Source organism: Chryseobacterium bernardetii (assembly GCF_003815975.1).
GTDB classification, from domain to species: domain Bacteria; phylum Bacteroidota; class Bacteroidia; order Flavobacteriales; family Weeksellaceae; genus Chryseobacterium; species Chryseobacterium bernardetii.
Genome location: NZ_CP033932.1, coordinates 1,048,749 through 1,074,979 on the forward strand (window position 1 = coordinate 1,048,749; position 26,231 = coordinate 1,074,979).

Genomic DNA, 26,231 nt, shown 5'->3' on the forward strand with positions numbered 1-26,231 from the left:
ATTTTAGCCTTTCTCTGAAAATATGGTTTTATACAGTGAGTATATCATTGCATTCCAGAATGGAAATGTAAAAAGGCCACCAATCAAAAACAAACTGAAACCCAGATATTTAAATAAAACCGCAACGAATATACACACCATGATTTCAATAAAATACATTTTAAGGGCCTTAAAGTTTAAAGAAATAGCTTCAAATATTCTTTTATTCGTAAAAAACATCAATGGTGCCACAAATACCGTTACTGCTACCCAGACAATGGCCAACAGAATTGTAGGAACCGTAAGCCTGTAGATCATAAACCAGAAAAGATAATATCCCAGGTATTTAAAAAAGTTAATCCCATTATATCCTACAAATAAATCTCCGAGTTCAATTTTTTCGTTAAGGTCAAGTTTCCTGAAGATCTGGAACATTCCAAGATTCAGAGGGTAAAGAAATGCGGTGGTTGCCCAGATGGCAAGAGTAAACATCTGATACTCTTCCGTGGCACTTAGTTCCGCGATCTTTTCCATATAAGCTTTTGTCCCTTCTTTTAAAGCTTCTGTCAACACCTGATTTTGCTCCCATATTCCGTACCAGTTCCCAAAAAAGAACAGAGACGTAAGAAAGATTCCAAAAAAGATCATTGAAAACATCAACTGAAAAACCAGTGTTTTATTCCAATAGAAAAAAGCCTGCTTCAATATAAAATCAATTCCCGGTTTCTGAGGATATTTACTCTGCATCATAAAAATTTTATGCAAAAGTAAACATCAATAATTATTTTTGCCGAATGTTTTCAGTGAATCATCAAAAATTTATGGAAATGGATGAACTTTCTCTTCAGAAGGTTCCTTATTTCTTTGTTATCGACTTTCTTTCAGAGAATGTTGAAGTTTATCAGGAAGGCGATATTGCAGAATCAGGCTTATTAATTGATTTTCAGATATTTTCAAACACAAAAGAAGAACATAAACTTGATAAAAAAGTAGAATGGAAATCTTTTCCGGAGACCCTGGAAAGTTTTAAAACAGGGTTTGATAAGGTTCAGAAAAATATTCGTCTCGGAAATTCCTATCTTGTAAATTATACCCGAAAAACCGAAATTGAGACCAATTTAAGCCTTGAAGAAATTTTTTATCACTCGGAAGCCAAATACAAAGTTTTTTATAAAGATTTTTTTGTATTTTTTTCTCCTGAAACTTTTGTGAAGATTATTGACGGAAAAATTCTGACTTATCCTATGAAAGGTACTATTGACGCCTCCATAGAAAATGCTGCAGAAATCCTGAAGAATGATCCCAAGGAAAAAGCCGAGCATTATACCGTAGTAGATTTACTCCGCAATGACCTGAGCATGGTTGCAGATGACGTGCGTGTAGACCAGTTTCAGCATATTGATTTCCTCAAAACCCGGCAAAAGGATTTATATGCCATGAGTTCGGAAATTTCAGGAAGATTAAAACCTGAATTTAACGGAAAAGTGGGAAGTATCATGCAGAGACTTCTCCCGGCAGGTTCTATTTTAGGTGCTCCAAAACCTAAAACACTGGAAATCATCCTGGATGCTGAAGGTTACAACCGAGGATATTACACGGGTGTTTGCGGCTGGTTCGATGGTCAAAATGTTGACAGCTGCGTAATGATACGTTTTATTGAAAAAGAGAATGATAAACTCTATTTCAAAAGCGGAGGCGGTATAACGCACATGAGTAAATTAGAAGACGAATATCAGGAAATGAAAAATAAAATCTATGTCCCAATTCATTGAAAGCATAAAAGTAGAAGATCAGGAGATTTTTCTATTGGAGCTCCATCAGAAACGTGTTAACCAAACATTTTCCCACTTTGGCAAAGAGGGTTCTATTGATCTGGCCAAGATCTATAAAAACCTGGAACATGATGAAGATGGACTTTTCAAACTAAGAATTTCTTATGACCTGGATAAAAAAATCAGAACTCAAATGATTCCTTATGCGATTCCTGAAATTCATGACTTCCAACTGGTGGAAAACAACAGTTTCGATTACTCTTTCAAATTTGAAGACCGCAGAGAATTGGATAAAATGAAAATGAAATCCAAGGCTGAGGAAATCATCATTGTAAAAAATAATCACATTACCGATACTTCTTTTTCCAATCTTTTATTTTTAAAGGGTAAAGACTGGTTTACTCCCAATACTTATTTATTGAATGGAGTACAAAGACAGCATCTTTTAAAAAACAAGAAAATAAAAGAGGCTGAAATTACTCTTCAGAATATAAAGCAATTCAGCCACTTTCAAATTATTAATGCCCTAAATGATTTTGATGATATGTTCATTTACCCTATTGACAGGATTATGAACCTGCCGGGAAGTGAAGAATATCTTGATCTTTAGTTTTCTTTCATGAAATTAAAATAAGCTTTCTGAACATCAGCACTGTTCTTCCCGTAGGTATTTACCTCCAGGATCTTTGGCTGGGCATCAGGTTTGAAGAAATTCTCTAATACCCTGTCCAGCGTCAGTTCATCTTCTACCTTGATATAAGAGAACCCGAAATGTTTGGCCAGATGCTCAGCATTTTTACGGTGTTTGGTTGCGATAAACTCATCCAAAGTATTAGGATTGGCATTTCCAGGCCCGGGAATGATTTTAAAGATATTCCCTTCCCCGTTATTGAAAATGATGATTCTTACAAAAGGAGGAATATATTGGTTCCAAAGACCATTGATATCATAAAAGAAGCTTAAATCTCCGGTAATCAATAACGTAGGATTCTGGTTTTTAATAGCAAATCCCATTGCCGTAGAAGTTGAGCCGTCAATACCACTGGTTCCTCTGTTACAGTATATTCTTCTTTTCCCAAAATCAAACAGCTGGGCATACCTGATTCCTGATGAATTACTGAAATGGATGTTATAGTTTTCAGGAACAGTTTGTGCCGCTTTATTGAAGAAATAAAAATCTGAGAACTCCACTGTATTTACAAACTGTTGATGCCTCGCATCTTTTTTATCTCTCAGAACATCCCAAAGATTATAGTAAGACCTCGGTTCCAGATTAATGAATTTCAATAATTTGGAAAAGAAAACTTCCGGTTTCACCTCTATTTTTTCTGTCAGAGAGAAATAGGTATCCGGCTGCCAGACTTCATCCAGATGCCAGTGCTGTTTTGGCCTTGCACTTCTAAGGAATTGTTTTACTTTTTTAGACACTACATTCTGCCCTACAGTAATCAAAAGATCCGGGGCATACGTTTTAAAATCTTCTTCTGTAAAGTTGAAGATATAACGGTCTATATGTCTGAAAAACTTCTCATGATACAAATTGGAATTCGCTTCGCTCAATACTACAACGGAATGGTTTTTAACCAATTGCGTTAATTGATTTTCCAATTCCGGGCTATAGTCTTTTGTTCCTACCAATAGCATAATTCTCTGAGAAGTATGCCATTCTGCAATCAGATTGGATGGAATTTCATAATCTTTATGTTTGATTGTCTTTTCAACCGTAGGAAAGGTTGGAAGCTCTGAAACCAGTTCATACAATGGTTCTTCTAAAGGAATATTGATATGCACCGGACCCTGCTTTTCAAAGCAAAGTTCAATAGCCTTTTTTATGGTATCGAAATTAATATCTTCCGCATTTTCCTTACTATCTTCCAGTAATTGGAAATCTCCGTAAGAATGCTGATGAAAAACATCCTTCTGCCTGATGGTCTGCCCATCAAAAATATCAACAAAATCAGTTGGCCTGTCAGCAGTCAGAATTAAAAGCGGGATATTCTGATAAAAGGCCTCTGTAACAGCAGGATAATAGTTTACTACTGCAGATCCGCTGGTACAGGTAACTGCAACCGGTTTTTTCTCACTCTTAGCCATTCCCATTGCCACAAAGGCCGCACTTCTTTCGTCTACAATGCTGTAACAGTTGAAGCTGTCTATTTCTGAAAAATGAATTGCCAAAGGAGCATTCCTTGATCCCGGTGAAATTACAATGTCTGCAATTCCGTACTGCTGAAGAAGATGTGCAAGTATTTGGATACTTCTCTTAGAAGAATATTTTTTCATACAGCAAATTTAACTTATAAATAATGATTTTAAAATCATTTAATTTAAAAAAAATGTAATTTTGCTGTTCGTAAATTTCTAAAAATGGACAAAATACCTAGTGTAGACCTGCGTGATTTCCTTTCGGACAACCCGGAACGCAAACAGAAATTTGTAAATGAAATCGGAAAAGCTTATGAAGAAATTGGTTTTGTTGCCTTAAAAGGCCACTTTCTTGATGACAACCTTGTAGAAGATTTATATGGAGAGGTAAAAAACTTTTTTGAGCTGCCAGTGGAAACAAAACAGAAGTATGAGATTCCCGGCATTGGTGGCCAGAGAGGGTATGTAGGATTTGGTAAAGAAACTGCAAAAGGTTTCAAAAAAGGAGACTTGAAAGAATTTTGGCATTTCGGACAGTACCTGTCTGATGATTCAAAATACAAAGCAGAGTATCCTGACAATGTCATCGTTGATGAACTTCCAAAATTCAACGAAGTAGGTAAACAAGCCTTCCAGATGCTTGAAAAAACAGGACAGTATGTTTTAAGAGCACTAGCTTTACACCTTGGTTTAGATGAATTCTATTTTGACGATAAAATCGCTGAAGGGAACTCTATCTTAAGACCTATTCACTATCCGCCAATCACTGAAGAACCGGATGATGCGGTAAGAGCAGCAGCTCACGGAGACATTAACCTTATCACTCTTTTAATGGGAGCACAGGGGAAAGGTCTTCAAGTCCAGAACCACAATGGGGAATGGATTGATGCCATTGCAGAACCGGATGAATTGATGATTAACGTTGGAGATATGTTGTCAAGGCATACCAACAACAAATTGAAATCTACAATTCACAGAGTGGTAAACCCACCAAGAGAATTATGGAGTACTTCAAGATATTCAATTCCTTTCTTTATGCACCCAGTAAGCGCAATGTCATTAAATGCTCTTGAAAACTGTGTAGACGAAAACAATCCAAAGTTATACGAAGACACTACTGCAGGAGAATTCTTACATGAAAGACTGATAGAATTAGGCTTGATTAAGAAATAAATATAACATAACGATATAGATCGGCTGTCTCATTTTGAGACAGCCGATTTTTTATTCAGAATAAAACACGCCAAGTTCTGTCGCAAACGCGATGAAATTTCCTGATGTTTTAAAATATTACATATTAATACACATTACCCTATTTAATTAAATATATTTTAATTAATTTTGCTTTACTATCAAAATTTCAATTAAAATTATATGAAAAATCTAAAAAAACTAAGAAAAGACCAATTAAAAGGTATTTCAGGAGGAGCTAATATTCCTGTTATTGAATATTGCATGTATTATTGTAATGGTACAGTAATTTGTGCTGCATGCAGCGATGATTTTAAATGCCCTGTTACAGCTGAAGAAATGTAATTTCAACTATTACAAGTTAATTATACCGTTTCAGCAGAAACGGTATTTTATTTTCCGTTACTCAGGAATTAAAACAAAATAATAAACTTATAAACAACCACTTAAGTATTTTTTCATATCTTTATTTAATCTCAAAATCAAATAATATGAAAAACTTAAAAAAATTAAGCAAAGGTAAACTGAAAGTAATCTCCGGAGGGATAAGTTTTCCTTTTCCAGGCGACTGTTTCTATGTGTGCAGTGATGGAATTCAGTATAAAGCACTATGCAGAATGGAGTTCATTTGTCCTGATGGCGAACAGCCTGTTATTTACTAAAATAACAAAACGTTCCTTTTGGGGCGTTTTTCTATTTAATCAAACAACCTCAGCTGCTGATCCTTAGTTCCTGTAAAGTTGGCTGTTGATAGTTTAGGAAACTCTTTTCCTTCAAAGAATCTCTTCCTTCCTACTTTAAAAGTGGTGTGTATCATTTCAGCAATATTCCCCTCGCCTCTTTGTCTTTCAAAATATCTTTTATCACCAAGTTTTCCTCCCCGCATAGAGCGGATCAGATTCAATACTTTCTGCGCCCGGTCTGGAAAATGAGCTTCAATCCAGTTAACAAAAACCGGCTCCACAGTATCGTTTAACCTTACTAATGTATACCCAAAACCAGAGGCTCCTGCATCAGAAATAGACTTTAAAATAGTTAAAGGCTCATCACTGTTCAGCCCCGGAATAATAGGTGCTACCATGACGTGAACAGGAATTTTATTTTCGGAAAGGATTTCAATTGCCTTCAATTTATTGGGAGCAGAACTTGTTCTCGGCTCCATTTTCCGTCTTAGTTCTTCATTGATCGTAGGGATACTTAAAGAAACTGAGACAAGGTTTTGCTCAGCCATTGGTTTTAAAATATCCAAATCCCTCAATACCAATGCATTTTTTGTCAGAATATTGACAGGATGTCTGTAAGCCATACAAACCTGCAGGAGTTTTCTTGTAATTTCAAATTGTCTTTCCGCAGGCTGGTAACAATCTGTGTTCCCTGAAAGTAAAATAGGCGCCGCTTTATAGCCTCTTTTCTGAAAAAATTTCTCCAGCAGTTCAGGGGCGTTTTTCTTTACCATGATCTTTCTTTCAAAGTCAATTCCGGCACTGTAGCCCCAATATTCATGAGTAGGCCTGGCAAAGCAGTAAGAACAGCCATGCTCACATCCCTGATAAGGATTCATAGAATATTCCATTGGCAGATCTTCACTTTTTACCTGATTCACAATAGTTTTCGGAAAAACTTCTGTAAAAGAAGTCTTCACAGCCTCGAAATCTTCATCTTCAGGCTCATAGGTATACCGGTCGAAACGGTTGATAACGTTTTGCTGAGCTCCCTGACCTTTTATGAAATTTTCGTTTGACATTCTGATATAAAATTAGAATGGATTTCTTATAAAATAATGAACTTTAACACTTAAGTTTTCCACAAAAAAAATCCAACACTTTCAAAAGCGTTGGATTTAAACATAATTTAATATTTTTTTTTACTACTTCAGCGCGTAAAATTCCACTCCGTGTGTTTCGTCGTCGTGGCTTTTTTCATCAAAGTGTCGGTGATAGTCTGAATAACTGTCACTATATTTTTTATCTTTTTTAGTCAATATTTTTTTGATGCTTATTAAACTTAATACTGCCAAAAGACCAACTCCCCCTGCCAGTAAAACTCCAACTTCTTTTTTCATATTTTCTTTGATTTATTGAGATGAGTATTGCAAAAAGTGTACCTATTTTACCTTTCCGAATTATAAATTTTGTTAACATTAAACACTGTTTTTAAGAAAATTATAATCTGCTATTTTTCTTATCTTTAGAAAAGCAATGGTTTAATTATTGTACTTATCAACAAAAATATTATTATGGAAAATCCAGAAAACATCGATCAAATGACTACCCTGAGCCAGGTTATGAAAAAGCTCTCTGAAAGAGGAATACAAAGGGAATTCAGAATGAATGAAAACTGTGAGATGAAATTTGAGAATTCTGAAAAAATTTATCAGCCTTCCGAATTGACTATTTTAAAAACCTATCGTTTCGAAGGAGACAGCAATCCGGATGACAATGCCGTATTGTATGTAGTAAAAGATGATGCCGGAAACCGCGGAATGATCATTGATTCCTATGGGGCAGACAGCAATTACCCAGGTGAAAAGTTTGATGAATTCCTTAGAGACATCCCCGTTCATGAAAGTGATGAATTCAATTTTTAAATATCAAATAACAATATTGATTTTTTAAACCATTAAGGCTGTTTCAATTAAAATAAAATTGATTTTACTTCTATTAAAAAAATCAGTTTACGGTTACACTTTAATGGTTTAAAAAAATTATTTCTCTTCAGAGTTATCTTTCTTTTTAAAAATACCGTTTAAGAATCCTTTTTTCTCCTTTTTCTCTTCAGATGGAGAGGGATTCTTTTTATTTTTGATTTCCTCTTTAATATCTTTTACAGACTGCTTCATCTCCTTCACTGAAGAAACTGCATTTTTAACTTTCTGTTCGGTTTTTTCAACATTTTTTCCAATAAGAGTCTTTTTCAATCCCTGCTCAATTCCCTTCCAGAAAAGGTTAAAGAAGGATTTTGTAGGATCACGCTCCACATTTTCTACCGTTACTGATTCCGGATACTTCCCAGAGTCTGATTTTAAAAAGACATTTGCAACTGCTGTTAAAAAGCCTTTTTTCTCATGGTTATTTTTATTCAGGACAGCTATCTTCAAATCTTTATGTTTCAAATTAAATGTTCCGTGCAATCCGGCAGGATTTCCTTTGAAACTGAATAACATTTCCTGAATAGTTCCCGCCGTAGCTGTCACATGCAGATAAGGCCTGATGAACGGATTAATTCCATTTGCCGGAAGGTTTGTGGTCTTTCCTGAAATCATAAAAGCATCATGCTGATCTGCAACATCAAAGCCCCATTTTACAGAAAGCGGTGATAAGTTCATGAACGAACAGTTGATATTGATATCTACCCTGGTAGGTTTTCCTTTTGCCTTCGCTGAATTCAGGTTCTTAACATTCATATTAAAATTACTGAATGTGAGTTTACCCGGTCCCATACTTTCCGGGGTATCTTCTTCATATACCAAAACTGAGTTCTTCAGATCAAGCGTATTGATGTTCATAGGAATTTTAATGGACCGAAGCATTTTAGAATACAGTGCTTTTACTTTCGGATCATCCTTTGGAATCTTACTTCTGAATATATTGGCATCCGCAGATTGGATCACAACATGGGAGGCATTGATAAACTTATGATTTGAAAATAGCTCCCAGTCTCCTTCAGCAGTAACCTGTCCTGCTTTCAAATCGTACAGATCCCTTTCCACAGGTATCATTTTGATAAACTGATTTCTCGAAACGAGAGGTTTCATCGCAAAACTATTGATCTGAATTCTGTTCTTATTCAGCTTCAAGAGTCCAACACTGATATGATAAAACTGTGTTCTATAAGCAAAATTCCGGGTTGTCAGAAAATAATCTTTTATTGTAAAAGAGAGACCTTTATCATTAAATTCCGGACCAATTTTAATGCCGTTTACAGTAGCATTCAGGTCATGAAAAGCCAATGGCTCTTTTCCTTTATCGTAGATAAGATTCGAGTTCTTAAAAGAAAGTTTCCTTACAATGATAGATTGTATAATACCGGGATTAGTATTTTTCTTTGGCTTATGATCTCCAGCATTTATGGTTCCGTTTGCATTTTCAACCAGAATGTCCTTAATGTCTAGATTCAGTTTTTTATTAATGAATTCCAGCTTATTGATATTAAAAGCAATATGACTGGATTTTAAATCCATTGTTGTTTTTGTGTTGTCTGGAGAACCCGGAGAAAATGAAAGATCTCTGATTTCGCCGTTAGTCGGCTTTAAAGCAGCAATTCCAATAGCAATATTCTGATGATCAGCATATACGATATCCCTTCCGGAAAATGTAAAATCCTTATATCCAACCGGAACTATCTGCTCAGAAGTTTCTTTATTAAACACTAATTTATTGATATTCAAACTCATGTTTCCTGCAGATAAAAGCCTGCTTCCATCCGCCTTGTTAATTTGGGCTGCAGCATTTTTAAGTTTAACATTCTCCAAATTAACCTCAAAGTCAGATTTCTTCTTTTCCTTCTTAACATTCTTCACCCCGGTATTATATACTGTAAAAACCGGGTTTTGAAAATCTGCATCTGCAAGAGACACTTTATTTTTAGTCAGAAGCACATCTTTGAATTCCATTTTGGGGATAGTAAATTCAAAAAGCTGAGTTTTTTTAGGATAAAACCTTTTAAACTGAGCAAAAGACAATAATGGAATCAACTTAAAATTCTGAACAACCATCTGCCCATCTGTTGTATTGATGGAACGGATGGTAATGGCATATACATCATCCGGTCTGAAAAAGAAGTTCTGTCCTTTAATGCTGTATCTGTCAAAAACAACAGGCAGTTTATCTTCTACAGATTCTTCCGTCATCTGCAGGTTCTCCACCAACAGATCCAGTTTCTCTACGGATAGAAATTTCTGTTTAGTATGCCTGAAAATAGTAACTTTTCCTTCATTGATCCTGATGTTTTCAAATAAGAAAGGATTCCTTTTTTTTCCCGTTTTTTGGTCTACAGGTTTTGCCAGAATAATGTTCAGATTGGGTTTTGCCAGTAATAAGTCTGAGGAACTTATTGTTTTATTAAAAATCGCATCATAGATCCCGAATCGGCTGACCTTTAGTGTATCAATAGTCCCCTGTAACCCAATAACATTAGTATTCTGCGGATCTTTACTGTTTACGGAAATCCCCGTTGCCAGTATATTTCCTGTACTTAGATCAACATCCAGACTTTTGTAAGAGACTTTATAGTCCGTATTGTTTTTGATATACGCCGGAAGTTGGGTTTTAAGCCAGAAATTCAGTCCGAAGTTAGCGGCCAGTAGAAGCCCTGCCAGGATTCCGAAGCTGATTAGTAGTCTTTTAACCCATTTTTTCATATTTGTGATTTGGTTGAATGTTCGGATAAGATTAATTTTTGATTTCCAATTCTATCACATAGCCTTCATGCCCTCTTACATTGATGAAATTCCCACCTTCAAATCCAAGATACTGTCCTTTCACTCCGGTAAGTCTTCCGGAAAATTCAGGTTTCTTATCTAATGTAAATGAAGTAACCTTTTCTGGTTTTTCAAAAGGATAATCAAACCTCCACAGTTCTTCCCCTTCACTGTAGAATTTCTGGAAATCCTCAGGGAAATGTTCCTTGATCTTTTGCCTGAAATCTGCAAGATCTACTTCATCTTCAAAATCATCCTGAAGCATCTTTCTCCAGTTTGTTTTATCTGCTAAATGTTCTTTTAATGCAACTTCTATCATTCCCGCTTCATAACGGTTTTCAGTTCTGGCAATAGGCAAGGCAAAAGTAGCCCCCTGATCAATCCATCTTGTAGGAATCTGTGTATTTCTGGTCACTCCTACCTTCACGTCCCCGGTATAGGCCAGGTAAACCGTGTGAGGCTGAAGCTGAATTTCTTTTTCCACTTCCAGGTCTCGTTCTGCAACTCCTAAATGGGCAGTAGAAAGCTCCGGACGGATAATCGTATCACTGGCATAAGGACTTTCAAAAAAACAGTTTTTACAGAAACCCATCCGATAAACAGGCTTATTTTCGCCACAGTTTACACATTGAAACCCAACATGCTTAATGCTTAATTCCTTCCCTAATAACTCATTAATATGAATCAGATCTCCTGAAAGATTCAGATAATATTGAATGGGTTTAGCATCATAGCTTATCATTTTTAAAATTTGCCCTTGAAACTGCATATTATATTTATATTACTTTTTTACGTAAATTTAATGATTATATTTTTCAAAAAGTAAAATTTATATTTTTGTATCCATAAAAAACCATTGATGATTTATCTTGTAACAGGCGGTAGCGGGTTCATCGGTTCCCATTTAGTTGAACAATTATTAAAAAATGGACATTCTGTCATAAACATTGACAATTTTGATGATTTCTATAGCTATCAGGTAAAAATTAAAAATACTTTAGAGTCTATTGATAAAATTTCGGATTTTGAATTTTCAGATAAAGAAACTGATATTCAGCGTCTGGTTTCCCTCTCTCATTCTGAAAAATATACCCTCTATTATCAGGATATCAGAGATAAAAAAGGCCTTGAAGATATTTTCAGAAACCATTCTATCGATATGGTGATCCACCTGGCAGCATTGGCCGGTGTTCGTCCCTCTATTGAAAGGCCTTTGGAGTATGAAGAAGTCAACATCCGTGGCACCATGAACCTTTGGGAGTTGTGTAAGGATTTTAATATTAAAAAATTCATTTGTGCATCTTCATCAAGTGTTTACGGAAACAATGAAAAGGTTCCTTTTACAGAAACCGACAATGTAGACAACCCTATTTCTCCTTATGCCGCAACAAAGAAATGCGGAGAAATTCTTGGCCATGTTTATCATAACCTTTATCATATCGATATGATCCAGCTCAGGTTCTTTACCGTATATGGGCCAAGGCAGCGGCCGGACCTTGCTATCCATAAGTTTACAAAACTTATTTCAGAAGGTATAGAAATTCCTTTTTATGGTGATGGTACAACTGCCAGAGATTATACGTATATTGATGATATTATTGATGGGGTTACCAAATCTATTCTATATCTGGAAAACAATTCCAATATATACGAAATCCTTAATTTAGGAGAAAATCAGGTGGTTACCTTAACGGAAATGGTAGCTGCAATAGAAAATGCCTTAAAAATGCCTGCCATCAGAAAAATTCTGCCAATGCAGCCGGGAGATGTCACAAAAACCAATGCCGATATTACCCGGGCGAAGACTTTAATAGGGTATAAACCTGACACAGACTTCCAAAATGGCATAAAAAAATTTGTGGAATGGTTTTTGAGAAAACGACAATAAGTAAATTACTGACATGGCTGTCATGCAGTTGGTGACAGTGATTTATAAGAAAATATTATAAAAAGAATTGAAAATCAAGTATAAAAAAGTTTATTATACAACCTATTTTTATACTTTTGCAAAAAATTAGAAAATTATGTACTGGACATTAGAATTAGCTTCATATCTAAGTGACGCACCTTGGCCAATGACAAAAGCAGAGCTTATTGACTACGCAATCAGAACTGGTGCACCTATGGAAGTAGTAGAAAACCTTCAGGCAATTGAAGATGAAGGAGAAATTTATGAATCTATTGAGGAGGTTTGGAGCGACTATCCAACCGACGAGGACTTCCTTTGGAACGAGGACGAATATTAATAAAGCGATAAGCTTTAGGCTGCAGGCTTAGAGCTTTTTTGCCCTTTTTTATATATTAACTACACGATAAGCGTGTCATTAAAACGCTTAAAGCATCTTGCATTAAGCATAAAGCAAAAAATTTATGAGTTTTTTAAACAAAGTTCTTAAAGGGTTTTTGGGAGACAAAAAAGCGCAGGACCTAAAAGAAGTAAAAAAAGTTGTAACAAAAATCAAAGCTGTAGAACCTAACATCCAACAATTGTCGGATGATGGTTTGAGACAAAAAACTGCTGAGTTTAAAGAGAATATAAAATCTGCAACCAGCAAGATAACAGCTCAAATAGAACAGATTAAAGAGCAGATAAAGAACTCAACAAATGTTGATGAGAAAGAAGCTCTTTTCACAAAGATTGAGTCTCTAAAGAAAGAATCCTACGAAATTGAAGAGAAAGTTCTTACCCAGATCCTTCCGGAAGCTTTTGCATTGATAAAGGAAACGGCAAGAAGATGGGCACAGAATGGAGAAATCCGTGTAACTGCAACCGATTGGGATAGAGAATTGGCTGCTGCAGGAAAAGATTTTGTTAGTATTCAGGGAGACCAGGCTGTTTGGAAAAACTCATGGGACGCTGCCGGAACTCCAGTAGTTTGGGATATGGTCCACTATGATGTTCAGTTTATCGGAGGTATTATTCTTCACAGTGGTAAAATTGCCGAAATGGCAACCGGTGAAGGTAAAACTTTGGTAGGAACATTACCTATTTACTTAAATTCACTTCCGGAAAGAGGAGTACACGTTGTAACCGTGAACGATTACCTTGCGAAAAGAGACTCCGCATGGATGGGTCCTCTTTATCAGTTCCATGGAATGTCTATCGACTGTATTGATAACCACCAGCCGAACTCAGACGGAAGAAGAAAAGCATACAACTCAGATATTACTTACGGAACGAACAACGAATTCGGTTTCGATTATCTGAGAGATAACATGGTAACTTCACCTTCGGAACTGGTACAAAGAGAATTGAACTTTGCGATCGTGGATGAGGTGGATTCTGTATTGGTAGATGATGCCAGAACACCGTTGATTATTTCAGGTCCGGTTCCTCAGGGAGACAGACAGGAATTCGATGTTCTTAAGCCTTCTATCGACAGAATTGTTGAAGTTCAGAAGAAAACGGTTTCTGCTATTTTCAATGAAGCGAAAAAATTAATCGCAGCAGGAAACACCAAAGAAGGAGGATTCAAATTGCTTCAGGCATACAGAGGTCTTCCTAAAAACAGACAATTAATCAAATTCTTATCGGAAAGCGGAAACAGAGCATTGCTTCAGAAAGTTGAAGCTCAATACATGCAGGACAACAACCGTGATATGCCGATTGTAGATAAAGATCTTTATTTCGTCATCGAAGAAAAAAACAATCAGGTAGATCTTACAGACAAGGGTGTTGAATACATGTCTCAGGGGAACTCTGATCCAAACTTCTTCGTTCTACCGGATATCGGAACTGAAATTGCTGAATTAGAAGCAAAAAACTTATCTAAAGAAGAAGAATTCGAAGCTAAAGAAAAACTTTTCAGTGATTTTGCGGAAAAGTCTGAAAGAGTTCACACAATGAGCCAGCTATTGAAAGCCTACACATTATTTGAAAAAGATGATGAATATGTAGTTATTGATGGTGAAGTAAAAATTGTTGACGAGCAGACCGGGCGTATCATGGAAGGAAGACGTTATTCTGATGGTCTTCACCAGGCAATTGAAGCTAAAGAAAATGTAAAAATTGAGGCTGCTACCCAAACTTTTGCGACCATTACGCTTCAGAACTATTTCCGTATGTACAACAAGCTTGCGGGGATGACGGGTACTGCTGAAACAGAGGCTGGTGAGCTTTGGGAGATCTACAAACTGGATGTTGTGGTAATTCCTACTAACCGTCCTATCCTAAGACATGACAAACAAGACTTAGTTTACAAAACTAACAGAGAAAAATATAACGCCGTAATTGAAGAGGTTGAAAAATTAACAGCTGCCGGAAGACCTGTTCTTGTAGGAACAACTTCAGTTGAAATTTCTCAGTTGCTTTCAAAAGCACTTCAGTTAAGAAAAATTCCGCACCAGGTACTGAATGCGAAGCTTCACAAAAAAGAAGCAGAGATTGTTGCTGAAGCAGGCCGTCCGGGAGTTGTAACCATTGCAACAAACATGGCAGGACGTGGTACCGACATTAAGCTTACGAAAGAAGTAAAAGACGCAGGAGGTTTAGCAATTATCGGTACAGAAAGACACGACTCAAGACGTGTTGACAGACAGTTAAGAGGTAGAGCAGGTCGTCAGGGAGATCCTGGAAGTTCTCAGTTCTACGTATCTCTTGAAGATAACCTGATGCGTTTATTCGGTTCTGAAAGAATTGCCAAGATGATGGACAGAATGGGTCATAAAGAAGGTGAAGTTATTCAGCACTCCATGATCAGCAAATCTATTGAAAGAGCCCAGAAGAAAGTGGAAGAAAACAACTTCGGAACCAGAAAGAGACTTCTTGAGTATGATGACGTAATGAATAAGCAGCGTGATGTAATCTACAAGAGAAGAAAGAATGCTCTGTTCGGAGACCACCTGAAATATGACATCACGAATATGATCTTTGATGTAGCCAACTCAATCGTTGCGAAAGGAAAAGCTACAGGAAACTACAAGGATTTTGAATATGAGATCATTAAGACCTTTACTATGGAATCTCCTGTTTCTGAAAATGACTTCAAGAATAAAAATGTTCAGGACCTAACGAACATTTTATTCAAAGCAGCTCAGGAAGATTACCAGATGAAGCTGAACCTGTTGAAGGAAAAATCATTCCCGATCATTGAGAATGTATACCAAAACCAGGGATCAATGTTTAAGATGATTCAGGTACCTTTCACAGACGGACACAAGACAATGACAATTGTGGCTGACTTAAAAGAAGCTTATGAGACCAAATGCGAAAGCTTAATCAACGATTTTGAAAAGAATATCACTTTATCCATCATTGATGAAAACTGGAAGCTTCACCTTCGTGAAATGGACGACTTAAGAAGATCTTCTCAGGGAGCTGTTTATGAGCAGAAAGATCCGCTTGTAATTTACAAACAGGAATCTTTCCACTTATTCAGTGAAATGATGGAGAAATTAAACAAAGAAATTATTTCTTTCTTATACAAAGGAGAAATTCCTGCATAGGAAATAATTAATGATATTATTAAGAAACCGCTCTGGCATTGCCCGGAGCGGTTTTTTATTGTGGAATGTATAATAATTTTATGATAAATATCAACATTGTTTTTTATTTAGAATAGTTAAAAACAATATATTTGCATAAAATTTTGCTTTCATGAAAAATGTACTGATCTGTGCTTCCGCACTGGCGACAATGATGGTTTCTGCCCAAAAAAAAGATTCATTAACCACAAAAAACATAGATGAAGTAGTTATCAATACATATGTCAAGAAAGACAGTGATTATTCCAACAAAATGCCTCTTAAGGCCATAGAGGATCCACAGGTGTACTCTTCTATTGACAAAGGAGTTTTAGAAAACCAACTGCTGTTCACCGTAGATGATGCTTTCAGAAATGTAGCAGGTGCACAGAAGATGTGGAGTGCAACCAACAGATCCGGAGACGGAGGAATTTATCTTAACCTGAGAGGTTTTGTAGCAGGAAACTCTATCAGAAATGGTATGGTAGCTCCTATTACCACTTCCATGGATGCTATTAATGTTGAAAGAATTGAAGTTTTAAAAGGGCCTTCTGCAACGTTATTTGGAAGTAATGTAACTTCTTATGGCGGAGTTGTCAACAGAATTACAAAAAAACCTTATGAAACTTTCGGAGGAGCAATATCTCTTGCAGGAGGAAGTTACAACTACTACAGGGTACAGGCAGATGTAAATGCTCCGCTGACCAACGATAAGAAGTTATTATTCAGATTAAATACGGCTTATACAAACCAGGGTACCTTCCAGAGAACCAATGCAAAGAATTCATTCTATGCATTTACACCTTCCATCACTTACCGTCCTACAGATAATTTAGAAATTAATGCGGAACTGGAAATGTTTGAAACCCATTCATATCCTGAAACTGCATTTTTCTTTTATTATCCTAGCTCACAACTTGGAGCAGACAGCATGGACAAAATGGAGAAACTTGGATATAACTATAAACAGTCTTATACCGGGGAAGGCCTTAAAACTGTAGGTAGAGCAAGAAATTTCTTTGGGCAGGTTAACTATAAGATTAATGAACATATTAAATCTTCCACTAATGTAAGTACTGCCTATTCTTATTCAGACGGATTCAGTCCATATTTTTATTTCTCCCCCAATCCTACAAATAGTTCTGAAATTGGAATAGCAAGAGCCGACCAGTCAACCAAAGACAGCAAAAGAACTTATTTCCAGCTTCAGCAGAATTTTAATTTTGATTTCAATATTGGAAGTATAAGAAACAGAACAGTAGCCGGTTTTGATTATTTGAGATTGAATGACAATCAGTACTTTATGTTTACCAATTTTGACTGGGTTCCTTTTAAAGGTACTGACTATTCTAATATGAATAGCCAGACATTGGGAGCAATGTATGACAATCTGAGAAACCAGCCTGATTTTGAAAAAAATAACACCTATATCAGTACAGGAAAAAAAGATGTTTACAGTGGATACATTTCCAATGTAATCACTCCTGTAGCAGGACTTAATATCCTTACTTCTTTGCGATATGAAAGTGTAGATTTTAAAGGAGGTCAAACGGGACAAAATGTAACTGCAGCATATAGCCAGGGAGCATGGTCTCCGAAGCTGGGAATTGTGTATCAGATTGTTCAGGATAAAGTCTCTGTATTTGGAAATTATCAAAATAGTTTCACTAGCAACGGATATTATGTTTCCGACGCCAATTCTAATGTAACCCTTTCTGACCCTGAACGAGCTAATCAGTTCGAAGGTGGATTTAAAGCCAGTCTTATCAAAGGAAGAATCAGTACAACATTAAGCTATTACAATATCAAAGTAAAAAATACACTTCTGAATGCTGGATATACTGATCAAGGGAGAGCAATTCAAAGACAGGCAGGATCACTAACAAGTCAGGGGATTGAATTGGAAGCAAATGCTTATCTGATTAAAGGATTCTCTGTAATTGCCGGTGTAAGCTATAATGATATGAAATATACTGAAGCGGATGAAACTGTAATTGGAAGAAGGCCTGCTACAGCTTCTTCTCCGTGGTTGGTTAATTTCAATGCGAGCTATCAGTTCCTTGACGGAAGTTTAAAAGGTCTTGGATTTGGTGTGGGAGGAAATTATGCCAGCGATAACAAGATCGTCAACTCAACTACAATGGGAACTTTTATTCTTCCAAAATATCTGGTGCTGAATGCTAATGCCTTTTATGATACAAGAAAATTCAGAATTGGGGTAAAGGTAGACAACTTCACAAACGAAAAATACTGGAGCGGATATACAACAGCCAATGCACAGGCCCTTGCGAACGTATTAGGAAGCTTCACTTATAAATTTTAAAAAATTAAAGGTTAGCCCTCTTGGGGGTTAACTTTTTGCTATGAGAAAAAAGCATCATCATAAAAAGAAAATTTCTTCAACAAAGAAATGGTCTGCCAAACTGCATTTGTGGTTTGGTTTGTCTGTTGGTATCATTGTATTCATAGTCTCTCTTACGGGGACTTTATATGTTTTTAAGGATGAAGTACAGAACATTCTCCGAAAAGATGCCATTTATGTACAGCATGGTACCTCATCACAGAAACCATTACCTATCAGTATTCTTCGGGAAAAAGTAAGCCTGGAGCTTAACGAGAAATACCCGATAAGCTCTGTTGAAGTATCCTTAGATAAAAGAAAATCTTACCGCTTCTTATATTATGAAAAGAATAAAAAAGGCTGGAATTACTTTCAGGAGGTCCTTATCAACAAACAAGTCTATGTGAACCAGTATTCCGGGGAAATCCTGGCCGTATACAATGAAAAATATGATTTTTTCAACATTTTGAAGTACATCCACTGGGGATTGCTTTTAAATTCAGACTGGGGAAAATATGTAGTAGGTATACCTTCTGTTCTCTTTATTTTTATGCTGATTACAGGCATTATCCTATGGTGGCCAAAGAATAAGAATGCAAGAAAAGGCCGGTTCTGGTTTAGCTGGGAAAATGTGAAGACCTGGAAGCGTAAAAACTATGACCTCCATAATGTACTGGGCTTTTATGCCTCATTCATTGCCCTGTTAATGAGCATAACGGGAATCTATTTTGCTTATCCATACGTTAAAAATGCATTCAATTACACTTTATCCGGATCCATTGATCTTCCTAAGGAAAAACAGATAAAATCTCCGGATTCATTAACGGCTAAAAGGGCCGATCTTTTTGATATAGCAGCTTTACAAACTGAAAAACTGTACGCAGGGGCTTCCAGCTACAGAATATCACTGAATGGGAAAAATAAAAAAGGAAAAGAGCTTAAAAACCTTCCGATTACTATTTATGCACAGGAAGGCAGGTTCAGTGAAAGGAGTACTCTGACGTTTGATAAATATTCTGGAAAACTGCTGGCTAACAAACCTCAGCAACAGCTGAGCAATGCTGAGAAATATGCCAATGCCAATTATGACATCCATACAGGCTCTTACTTTGGATTATTTGGAAAAATTATCTGGTTTATTGCCGGTCTTATATGTACATCACTTCCCATTACAGGATTTCTTATCTGGTGGGGAAAAAGAAAGAAACAAGGAAAGAAAATATAATGAAAAAGGCGCTTTTATCAGCTGTGTGTCTGGGAACAATAACTGTATTTGCCCAGAAAAAAGATTCTTTAAACACTCAAAAAGTTGAAGAGGTTGTCATGACCGCTTCCAGAAAAAAAGAGAATATTAAGGAAGTACCAAGTTCTGTTACCATTGTTGGAGAAAAGCAGATTCAGTCTCAATTAACGGTTAATTCAGACATTACAAGCATTTTGCAGTATACAGTTCCGAGTTTAGGAACCAATTCCGGACAAACCTCCAATACAGGCCAAACTTTAAGGGGACGCCAGGTCTTGGTTTTAATAGATGGGATTCCTCAATCTACACCTCTTAGAAATGGAGCAAGAGACTTAAGAGTGATTGATCCGTCAGCCATTGAAAGAGTTGAAGTCATTAAAGGTGCTTCATCCATCTATGGAAACGGAGCAGATGGTGGTATTATCAATTATATTACGAAAAGAAATAAAACCAATAAAAAAATTTCCGGAATTTCACAAATTGGCTTCACAGGACAACGCTCAGGCGGAACTTTAGGAGTAAGGGCCAGCCAGCTTTTGTCCGGAAAGATCCATAAATTTGACTATACCCTTTCTTTGGCCTATGAAAGAACGGGTTATATGAAAGATGCCAATAAAGTCTATTTAAGCCCTACATACAGTACTGCGAAAATGGATAATTACAACGGAATGCTGAAGTTAGGATATGACATTAATGACAACCAGCGGATAGAAGCTTCATACATTGGTTATTCCTCAAAATCAGATCTTAATCTAGGGTTGAATACAGGTATATATGGTGTAAGGGCCACTATTGGTGAAGGCCAGGGAAAAGGTTTGGAAACAACCCCACAGGGAACTCCAAGAAATCACAACATTAGAATAAGCTATGATAATAAGAATCTGTTTAAAGGAACTTCCTTAAATGTAAACCTATATTATCAGGATTTTAAAACTGTATACGGATATAGCGATACCTTTTTCAATGGCGGCCAATCTAATGTTATCTCTAAAAAGGCTGGGGCAAGATTCAATTTTGACACCCAGATTTGGAACACTCAAAATTACCAGGCAGAAATCATCTATGGCGCTGACATTCTGAACGATGAAACAGTACAAAAACTGGAAGACGGCCGTTTCTGGACTCCGAATATGAATATGACCAATATTGCGCCTTTCTTACTGGCAAAAATTGATCTCTTCAAAAAATTAACGGTTAAAGGAGGGCTTCGATATGAAAACATTAAAGTAAATGTAGATGATTTTAACACCCTTTCTGTCATTAAAAATAATGGAACATTTACACCCAGTATTCCTGTATCAGGAGGAAAATTAAATTATAATGCATTAGTAGGAAATATCGGATTACGTTACAATGCAGAACCGTATATCAATCTTTTCGGAAGCTTCTCACAAGCTTATTCTATCAATGAATTAGGTAGAATCCTGAGGACCTCTACCTCTGAAACCATCAAAAATCTTGAAACAAAACCTATTATCGTAAATAATTACGAACTAGGAGCTACAGGCCAGATTTCCAGCTGGATGAATTATGAATTAACCTCTTATGTGAGCACCTCTAAACTTGGAGCCACTTTTGTTCAAAATGCTGACAGGGCTTTAACTATCAAAAGAGCACCGGAAATTATCTATGGTGTGGAAGGTTTTCTACACTTTACTCCTCTAAAATGGCTCCAATTCGGAGGAAGCTACAGCTGGATGGAAGGGATTACTTCTCCGGAAGATAACGGAAATTACTCCGCTAAAATCAATAACAGCAGAATCTCTGCTCCTAAAGTTCTTGCCTATGTACAGATAAAGCCTGTTCCTGAATTTTTCCTTGGGGTGGATATGCTTCATTCTTTTCAGCAGGACAGATTTCAGCCTGGAGCCAATAAGCAATATACCTATGGAGAGGGATTTGTTCCTGATTACACAGTTTTTAACCTAAAGTTAGGAAGTGAGATCAATACAAACTGGAAACTGTCAATAGGAGTTGAAAACTTATTCAACAAACTATATCAGCCATCTATCGCATGGTGGTCAGCAAGAGACAGTGAATTTGTTAATGCTCCGGGAACAAGAGGAACCCTTATTCTTGAATACAAATTTTAATAAAAACTAACTTACCATTACGATATGAAGAAAAAACATCATCACAAAAAGAAGCCAGGATTCTTCAAAAAGTGGTCCTCAAAGCTTCACCTGTGGTTTGGGCTGGGAATTGGCTTTTTAATCTTTATTATCTCTATTACCGGGGCACTATATGTCTTTAAGGATGAAGTGGAAAACTATACCCGAAAGGATGTAATCTACCACCATGAGCAAAACATTGAGCAGAAACAGGTTCTTCCTATCCGTGTGATGGAAAAGGCTGTTGCTGAGCAGGTAAAAGAAAAATATCCCATCCATTGGGTCAATATTCCTATGGACAAGACCATGTCCTATATGTTCTTCTGGTACGAACATAATACAGATGCCTGGAATTACTTTGATGAATTTCCTATCTATAAACAAGCCTACGTTAACCCTTACACCGGAAAGGTACTGAGAGTGTATGATGAAAAAAACGGATTCTTCAATATTGTAAAAATGATCCACTGGAGCTACCTTCTGAAGCAGGACTGGGGAACTTATGTGGTAGGAATACCTGTAATTATCTTTATCATCATGCTGATTACCGGAATTGTTTTATGGTGGCCTAAAAATAAAGCAGCAAGAAAACAGCGCTTCTCTTTCAGATGGAAGAATATCAAAAGCTGGAAAAGAAAGAACTACGATCTTCACAATGTATTAGGGTTCTACTCTTCAATCTTTGCCTTAATTTTCTCCATCACAGGTTTGTTTTATGCATTCTTTGTAGTTCAGGCAATGATCTATGTGATATTTTCCGGAGGAGAAACCGTATATCCTGATTTCTCACACATTAAAACAAAAGCTCCCATAGAGATGAGAACTGAAACCACTTTGGATAAGATCATCAATACAGTTAAAGAAAAATATCCTGAGTCTTATGGTTTTGCTATAGATCTTGGACATGAACATATGGATGACCACGAGCATCCTAACTTTGAAGTATATGTAAAGCACCTTACTTACTCTTACCACAAAAGCAGCAGTCTTATTTTTGATGAAAATTCAGGAGAACTTCTCCACACCCATGATCCAAAAGATAAAAACTTTGGAGAAAAAGTGGTAAGTGCTAATTATGATATCCACGTGGGAGCTATTCTAGGCCTGCCCACAAAGATTATTGCTTTCATTGTAAGCCTTATCTGCGCTTCACTTCCGATAACAGGATTTATGATCTGGTGGGGCAGAAGAAAGAAAAAACCGTTAAAAACTGCTTAATCTTTTAAATAATATGAGGTTAATAAGCTATTAATACAATCTTTTTTATAATTTTAGCCCCTAGAATTTAATAATAGAAATGTCATTAATAGATTTATCAAAACAGGTTGCCCTTGGTGTTGACATCGGCGGAACCAATACCAAGTTCGGAATTGTAAACCACCGTGGAGAAGTTCTGGATAAAGGAAACCTTAAAACCGATGCCTATGATAAAGTTGAAGATTTCATCGATGCTTTATATGAACATGTATCTCCTTTAATGGAAAAACATGGCGCAGAAAAGAACTTCGACGGAATTGGTGTAGGTGCCCCCAACGCGAACTATTATAAAGGAACCATAGAATTGGCCCCCAATCTGCCATGGAAAGGTGTAATTCCATTTGCAGAACTAATGACCGCAAAATTCAATTTGCCCTGTACCGTAACCAATGATGCCAATGCAGCGGCACTGGGAGAAATGCTTTTCGGGGCGGCACGCGGAATGAAGGATTTTATCATGATTACCCTGGGAACAGGAGTAGGAAGCGGAATTATTGCCAACGGAAGCCTCATTTACGGGCATGATGGCTTTGCCGGAGAATTAGGGCACACTATTGTAAAACCAGGCGGAAGAAAGCACTGGAGTACAGGATCCGAAGGAAGTCTTGAAGCTTATGCTTCTGCAACAGGAATTACCATCACGGCTAAGAAAATGAGAGCAGAATTCCCGGAATCTATGTTGAATCAATATCCTGAAGACGAGATCAATTCTAAAACCGTATATGAATGCGCTATAAAAGAAGATCCGATCGCTATTGAAGTCTTCAGATATACAGGGCAGAAGCTTGGAGAGGCATTGGCCAATTTTGTAATGTTTTCTTCACCAGAAGCTATTCTGTTATTCGGAGGAGTTATCAAAGCCGGAGATTTCATCTTAAAGCCTGCCAAGCTTCATATGGAAAGAAACCTACTTCCGATCTTCAGAAATAAGGTAAAACTGGTATTCAGTGAACTGGATGAAGCCGATGCCGCTATTCTTGGCGCTAGTGCTTTGGTTTGGGAAAAATAACTCAACATCATTTAGATAATATAAGAGCATCCTTTTTAGGGTGCTTTTTCTTTTTTAACCAGATTACACAGATTGTCACAGATGATTATGTTGTATTTTTTCATGTTTATTTGTGTTTAAAAATCATTTGTCATATCTATCATTACAATTTAAGTTTAAGACTTAAAACCGTGTTCAAATGAAAAAGTTTTTCCTATTTTTGATCAGCTTTTCCGGATAAAGGGAGAGATAATAAAAACAATATAATTACCAACAATGGACAACAATAATTTAGAACAGATTACTTTCGGGGGCGGATGTTTCTGGTGTGTGGAAAGCTGTTTCAATATGCTGAAAGGGGTACAATCTGCTATTTCAGGATATTCAGGCGGGCATAAAGACAATCCGACTTATCAGGAAGTTTGTACAGGAGAAACAGGACATGCGGAAGTGGTACAAATCACGTACGATCCTGCAGTTATTTCTTACGAACAGTTAATGGATGTATTTTTCTTCCTTCATGATCCCACTCAACTGAACAGACAAGGAAATGATATCGGAACCCAATACCGTTCTGTGATTTACTATAAAGATGATGCAGAGAAGGCAAAAGCCGAAGAAGCCATTAAAGTTTCTCAGGAATCAGGAAGATGGGCTGGTACTTATGTAACGGAATTAACGAAATTCGATAAATTCTGGCCGGCAGAACAATATCACCAGGGTTATTACAATGAAAACCCTACGCAGCCTTATTGCAGCGCTGTAGTAGGTCCTAAAATACAGAAGTTTAAAAAGTATTTTGGGGAACTGGGAATGTTGAATGCAGAATAAGTTCTTAAAGCATCAATTTATTATAAAAGCGGATATACTTACTGTATTCCGCTTTTTTTATTCCTCAAATACTACGGAATCCTTTTGTTTTCCTGCATACTTATAAATAATGAATGATGACGTCTTTCTTAATTCTCTTCCGTTCTCTGGATCTACTCCATCATCTGTAAAAAATTCGACTTCATTATTATACTTTGAATACCATGTCTTTCCAAGAGAATTTACGTCAGTTAAGGTATCTTTTCTCATGATCTTTTTGAAATGCAGCAATTTATGGGCATCCATAGCAACAATTTCTATTCCCGGACTGATATAGCTGCTGTCTGTACCAATATATTTTTCACCATTCCAATACATATATTTTTTTTCAGTCATTGGTTTCATGCCTGACATAAAACCCAAAGAATATGAGGAATTGCTACTTATCTTCTTATTATTAGAAAAAAGTACATTTCCCGTTACAAGGCACAAGATCAAAGTAATTTCTATAATCCCTAATCCGTTTTGCTTTATAAAGTCAGGCATTTTAAAATGCTGTTCATTCGTGATATTGATATTTAATTTAGAAAACTTTTCAGAAATAGATTGTTCATCCTCATCAACAGTTATTTTAACAGTTGTTTTATTAGCTTCATCATCTCTTTTCACGAAAGTATTTGAAAAATCAAGAAAATCCTTATATCCTATATATTGGCTCAACTTGTTAAGAATTTCAATATCCTTTATATTAACATCTTTATTATCACGTATACAAGCATCATAATACCTACTAAATGTCTTTTCATTAATTATAAATTTCAAATTTTTCTCAAAATAATCGGACAATTCAGAAGCCCAACCAGTCTTTGTACTTTCTGCAGGGAAATTACTCTGTGCTTGCTTAAACACTTCATGAATTAGTAGTTTTTTCTTGGACATATATAGTTTTTTGAGTCTTTACAAAATAGACGATTATCCGTCATACCACATTACGGATTCCCATAAAGCCCACATTGTCCATTTCGTGTCCATCGATGTCCAAAACGTGACTAACACATGCGTCATGCTTTGTCGCATCTTTGCTTCAGAAAATCAGTGAAAAACAAAACATTAGAAACAAATTTACAAAACTGATTTCAAAAATCACCAGATAAAACGGAGGAAAAAATCCGGGTTGGGAAGCAGATGTTTCTCCTCCGTTTTTGAAGGTTCACTTCCCAAAAAATTTAGAAGCGCTTCAATTTTTTTAACCGTGTAAAACTATCTGCGATCTGTTTCGCAGGGAAGAACACGAATGCTTTAACAATAAATTTTTTGAAAAAATGATCCAGTTTATTTTAATGCTATTGAGCTTAGCATTCCCAAATAATAACGTAAATACAACAAATGATAGTAACCAAACGCCTGATATAGAAATAATCTATTCAGGACCTGAACAAGGAATGGATGATGGCGGACCAGTTGGAGGAAATACAGGGCAGACTCCTCCTACTCCATAAGAAGAGAAAAGAA

Annotated in this window: 23 protein-coding genes; 16 read left to right on the plus strand and 7 right to left on the minus strand. The window is 36.4% G+C overall.

Translation table 11 applies throughout. The features are described 5' to 3' along the window. Positions 1 to 3 precede the first annotated feature (3 nt). A complete protein-coding gene (locus EG339_RS04890) occupies positions 4 to 729 on the minus strand; it encodes a hypothetical protein (protein ID WP_123869121.1) in 726 nt (241 codons plus the stop codon). A gap of 44 nt (positions 730 to 773) precedes the next feature. On the opposite strand from EG339_RS04890, the gene EG339_RS04895 reads away from it, so the two are divergent. After that, positions 774 to 1,751, plus strand: a complete 978-nt coding sequence (locus EG339_RS04895) for an aminodeoxychorismate synthase component I (protein WP_123869122.1) — start codon at positions 774 to 776, stop codon at positions 1,749 to 1,751. Beyond that, a complete protein-coding gene (locus EG339_RS04900; RefSeq protein WP_123869123.1) occupies positions 1,735 to 2,361 on the plus strand; it encodes an aminotransferase class IV in 627 nt (208 codons plus the stop codon). Before EG339_RS04895 ends, EG339_RS04900 begins: the two co-directional genes overlap by 17 nt. On the opposite strand, the gene menD is transcribed toward EG339_RS04900, so the two are convergent. Beyond that, entirely contained in the window at positions 2,358 to 4,034 is a 1,677-nt protein-coding gene (gene menD, locus EG339_RS04905) for a 2-succinyl-5-enolpyruvyl-6-hydroxy-3-cyclohexene-1-carboxylic-acid synthase (protein WP_123869124.1), read from the minus strand. The genes EG339_RS04900 and menD overlap by 4 nt on opposite strands. Before the next feature lie 84 nt (positions 4,035 to 4,118). Between menD and EG339_RS04910 the strand changes: the two genes are divergently transcribed. The 3 genes from EG339_RS04910 to EG339_RS24155 all read left to right on the plus strand — a co-directional run bounded on the left by EG339_RS04910 (position 4,119) and on the right by EG339_RS24155 (position 5,749). Next, entirely contained in the window at positions 4,119 to 5,069 is a 951-nt protein-coding gene (locus EG339_RS04910; RefSeq protein ID WP_123869125.1) for an isopenicillin N synthase family dioxygenase, read from the plus strand. 201 nt (positions 5,070 to 5,270) lie between these two features. Continuing rightward, positions 5,271 to 5,432 carry a bacteriocin-like protein gene (locus tag EG339_RS24150; protein ID WP_164465405.1) on the plus strand — a complete coding sequence of 54 codons (162 nt, stop codon included), beginning with the start codon at positions 5,271 to 5,273 and terminating at the stop codon, positions 5,430 to 5,432. Positions 5,433 to 5,578: 146 nt separating this feature from the next. Then, positions 5,579 to 5,749: a bacteriocin-like protein gene (locus tag EG339_RS24155; RefSeq protein WP_164466417.1), complete on the plus strand. Its 171-nt coding sequence runs from the start codon at positions 5,579 to 5,581 to the stop codon at positions 5,747 to 5,749. Positions 5,750 to 5,784: 35 nt separating this feature from the next. On the opposite strand, the gene EG339_RS04915 is transcribed toward EG339_RS24155, so the two are convergent. Further along, a complete protein-coding gene (locus EG339_RS04915) occupies positions 5,785 to 6,831 on the minus strand; it encodes a PA0069 family radical SAM protein (RefSeq protein ID WP_123869126.1) in 1,047 nt (348 codons plus the stop codon). 123 nt (positions 6,832 to 6,954) lie between these two features. Then, entirely contained in the window at positions 6,955 to 7,149 is a 195-nt protein-coding gene (locus EG339_RS04920; RefSeq protein WP_123869127.1) for a hypothetical protein, read from the minus strand. Between the two features lie 174 nt (positions 7,150 to 7,323). Here EG339_RS04920 and EG339_RS04925 point away from each other — a divergent pair, with 174 nt between their 5' ends. Continuing rightward, complete coding sequence (locus EG339_RS04925; protein ID WP_066691104.1) at positions 7,324 to 7,674, plus strand: hypothetical protein; 351 nt, start codon at positions 7,324 to 7,326, stop codon at positions 7,672 to 7,674. A gap of 117 nt (positions 7,675 to 7,791) precedes the next feature. Here EG339_RS04925 and EG339_RS04930 read toward each other — a convergent pair whose 3' ends face one another. Together EG339_RS04930 and EG339_RS04935 are read right to left on the minus strand one after the other, a co-directional pair. Then, positions 7,792 to 10,446 carry an AsmA family protein gene (locus tag EG339_RS04930; RefSeq protein WP_123869128.1) on the minus strand — a complete coding sequence of 885 codons (2,655 nt, stop codon included), beginning with the start codon at positions 10,444 to 10,446 and terminating at the stop codon, positions 7,792 to 7,794. Between the two features lie 31 nt (positions 10,447 to 10,477). Next, complete coding sequence (locus EG339_RS04935) at positions 10,478 to 11,275, minus strand: DUF2797 domain-containing protein (RefSeq protein WP_123869129.1); 798 nt, start codon at positions 11,273 to 11,275, stop codon at positions 10,478 to 10,480. 90 nt (positions 11,276 to 11,365) lie between these two features. On the opposite strand from EG339_RS04935, the gene EG339_RS04940 reads away from it, so the two are divergent. The 9 genes from EG339_RS04940 (at position 11,366) to msrA (ending at position 24,740) form a co-directional block, all read left to right on the plus strand. Beyond that, entirely contained in the window at positions 11,366 to 12,394 is a 1,029-nt protein-coding gene (locus EG339_RS04940; protein ID WP_123869130.1) for a GDP-mannose 4,6-dehydratase, read from the plus strand. A gap of 136 nt (positions 12,395 to 12,530) precedes the next feature. Further along, positions 12,531 to 12,752 (plus strand): DUF2795 domain-containing protein, encoded by a 222-nt coding sequence (locus tag EG339_RS04945; protein WP_002662059.1) that lies wholly within the window; start codon positions 12,531 to 12,533, stop codon positions 12,750 to 12,752. Between the two features lie 124 nt (positions 12,753 to 12,876). After that, complete coding sequence (secA, locus tag EG339_RS04950; RefSeq protein WP_123869131.1) at positions 12,877 to 15,951, plus strand: preprotein translocase subunit SecA; 3,075 nt, start codon at positions 12,877 to 12,879, stop codon at positions 15,949 to 15,951. A gap of 151 nt (positions 15,952 to 16,102) precedes the next feature. Continuing rightward, on the plus strand, positions 16,103 to 18,292 hold the full coding sequence (locus EG339_RS04955) for a TonB-dependent siderophore receptor (RefSeq protein WP_123869132.1): 2,190 nt from the start codon (positions 16,103 to 16,105) through the stop codon (positions 18,290 to 18,292). 40 nt (positions 18,293 to 18,332) lie between these two features. After that, entirely contained in the window at positions 18,333 to 19,535 is a 1,203-nt protein-coding gene (locus EG339_RS04960; protein WP_123869133.1) for a PepSY-associated TM helix domain-containing protein, read from the plus strand. Next, positions 19,535 to 21,646 (plus strand): TonB-dependent receptor, encoded by a 2,112-nt coding sequence (locus EG339_RS04965; protein ID WP_123869134.1) that lies wholly within the window; start codon positions 19,535 to 19,537, stop codon positions 21,644 to 21,646. The genes EG339_RS04960 and EG339_RS04965 overlap by 1 nt, the downstream gene beginning before the upstream one ends. A 24-nt stretch (positions 21,647 to 21,670) precedes the next feature. Then, on the plus strand, positions 21,671 to 22,882 hold the full coding sequence (locus EG339_RS04970) for a PepSY-associated TM helix domain-containing protein (protein ID WP_123869135.1): 1,212 nt from the start codon (positions 21,671 to 21,673) through the stop codon (positions 22,880 to 22,882). Between the two features lie 79 nt (positions 22,883 to 22,961). Beyond that, complete coding sequence (locus tag EG339_RS04975) at positions 22,962 to 23,930, plus strand: ROK family protein (RefSeq protein ID WP_123869136.1); 969 nt, start codon at positions 22,962 to 22,964, stop codon at positions 23,928 to 23,930. A gap of 255 nt (positions 23,931 to 24,185) precedes the next feature. Next, positions 24,186 to 24,740, plus strand: a complete 555-nt coding sequence (gene msrA / locus EG339_RS04980) for a peptide-methionine (S)-S-oxide reductase MsrA (protein WP_123869137.1) — start codon at positions 24,186 to 24,188, stop codon at positions 24,738 to 24,740. Positions 24,741 to 24,797: 57 nt separating this feature from the next. On the opposite strand, the gene EG339_RS04985 is transcribed toward msrA, so the two are convergent. After that, on the minus strand, positions 24,798 to 25,658 hold the full coding sequence (locus EG339_RS04985) for a hypothetical protein (protein ID WP_123869138.1): 861 nt from the start codon (positions 25,656 to 25,658) through the stop codon (positions 24,798 to 24,800). A 407-nt stretch (positions 25,659 to 26,065) separates the two neighbouring features. Between EG339_RS04985 and EG339_RS24160 the strand changes: the two genes are divergently transcribed. After that, on the plus strand, positions 26,066 to 26,218 hold the full coding sequence (locus EG339_RS24160) for a hypothetical protein (RefSeq protein ID WP_164465407.1): 153 nt from the start codon (positions 26,066 to 26,068) through the stop codon (positions 26,216 to 26,218). The last annotated feature ends 13 nt before the right edge of the window (positions 26,219 to 26,231 follow it).

Bases quoted from the DNA above. Each gene is read 5' to 3' on its own strand.
- EG339_RS04930 (WP_123869128.1), bottom strand. From the start codon at position 10,446: ATGAAAAAATGGGTTAAAAGACTACTAATCAGCTTCGGAATCCTGGCA.
- secA (WP_123869131.1), top strand. From the start codon at position 12,877: ATGAGTTTTTTAAACAAAGTTCTTAAAGGGTTTTTGGGAGACAAAAAA.
- EG339_RS04915 (WP_123869126.1), bottom strand. From the start codon at position 6,831: ATGTCAAACGAAAATTTCATAAAAGGTCAGGGAGCTCAGCAAAACGTT.
- EG339_RS04890 (WP_123869121.1), bottom strand. From the start codon at position 729: ATGATGCAGAGTAAATATCCTCAGAAACCGGGAATTGATTTTATATTG.
- EG339_RS04925 (WP_066691104.1), top strand. From the start codon at position 7,324: ATGGAAAATCCAGAAAACATCGATCAAATGACTACCCTGAGCCAGGTT.
- EG339_RS04965 (WP_123869134.1), top strand. From the start codon at position 19,535: ATGAAAAAGGCGCTTTTATCAGCTGTGTGTCTGGGAACAATAACTGTA.
- EG339_RS04975 (WP_123869136.1), top strand. From the start codon at position 22,962: ATGTCATTAATAGATTTATCAAAACAGGTTGCCCTTGGTGTTGACATC.
- menD (WP_123869124.1), bottom strand. From the start codon at position 4,034: ATGAAAAAATATTCTTCTAAGAGAAGTATCCAAATACTTGCACATCTT.
- EG339_RS04910 (WP_123869125.1), top strand. From the start codon at position 4,119: ATGGACAAAATACCTAGTGTAGACCTGCGTGATTTCCTTTCGGACAAC.
- EG339_RS04970 (WP_123869135.1), top strand. From the start codon at position 21,671: ATGAAGAAAAAACATCATCACAAAAAGAAGCCAGGATTCTTCAAAAAG.
- EG339_RS04895 (WP_123869122.1), top strand. From the start codon at position 774: ATGTTTTCAGTGAATCATCAAAAATTTATGGAAATGGATGAACTTTCT.
- EG339_RS04935 (WP_123869129.1), bottom strand. From the start codon at position 11,275: ATGCAGTTTCAAGGGCAAATTTTAAAAATGATAAGCTATGATGCTAAA.
- EG339_RS24155 (WP_164466417.1), top strand. From the start codon at position 5,579: ATGAAAAACTTAAAAAAATTAAGCAAAGGTAAACTGAAAGTAATCTCC.
- EG339_RS04960 (WP_123869133.1), top strand. From the start codon at position 18,333: ATGAGAAAAAAGCATCATCATAAAAAGAAAATTTCTTCAACAAAGAAA.
- EG339_RS04945 (WP_002662059.1), top strand. From the start codon at position 12,531: ATGTACTGGACATTAGAATTAGCTTCATATCTAAGTGACGCACCTTGG.
- EG339_RS24150 (WP_164465405.1), top strand. From the start codon at position 5,271: ATGAAAAATCTAAAAAAACTAAGAAAAGACCAATTAAAAGGTATTTCA.
- EG339_RS04900 (WP_123869123.1), top strand. From the start codon at position 1,735: ATGTCCCAATTCATTGAAAGCATAAAAGTAGAAGATCAGGAGATTTTT.
- EG339_RS04940 (WP_123869130.1), top strand. From the start codon at position 11,366: ATGATTTATCTTGTAACAGGCGGTAGCGGGTTCATCGGTTCCCATTTA.
- msrA (WP_123869137.1), top strand. From the start codon at position 24,186: ATGGACAACAATAATTTAGAACAGATTACTTTCGGGGGCGGATGTTTC.
- EG339_RS04985 (WP_123869138.1), bottom strand. From the start codon at position 25,658: ATGTCCAAGAAAAAACTACTAATTCATGAAGTGTTTAAGCAAGCACAG.
- EG339_RS04920 (WP_123869127.1), bottom strand. From the start codon at position 7,149: ATGAAAAAAGAAGTTGGAGTTTTACTGGCAGGGGGAGTTGGTCTTTTG.
- EG339_RS04955 (WP_123869132.1), top strand. From the start codon at position 16,103: ATGAAAAATGTACTGATCTGTGCTTCCGCACTGGCGACAATGATGGTT.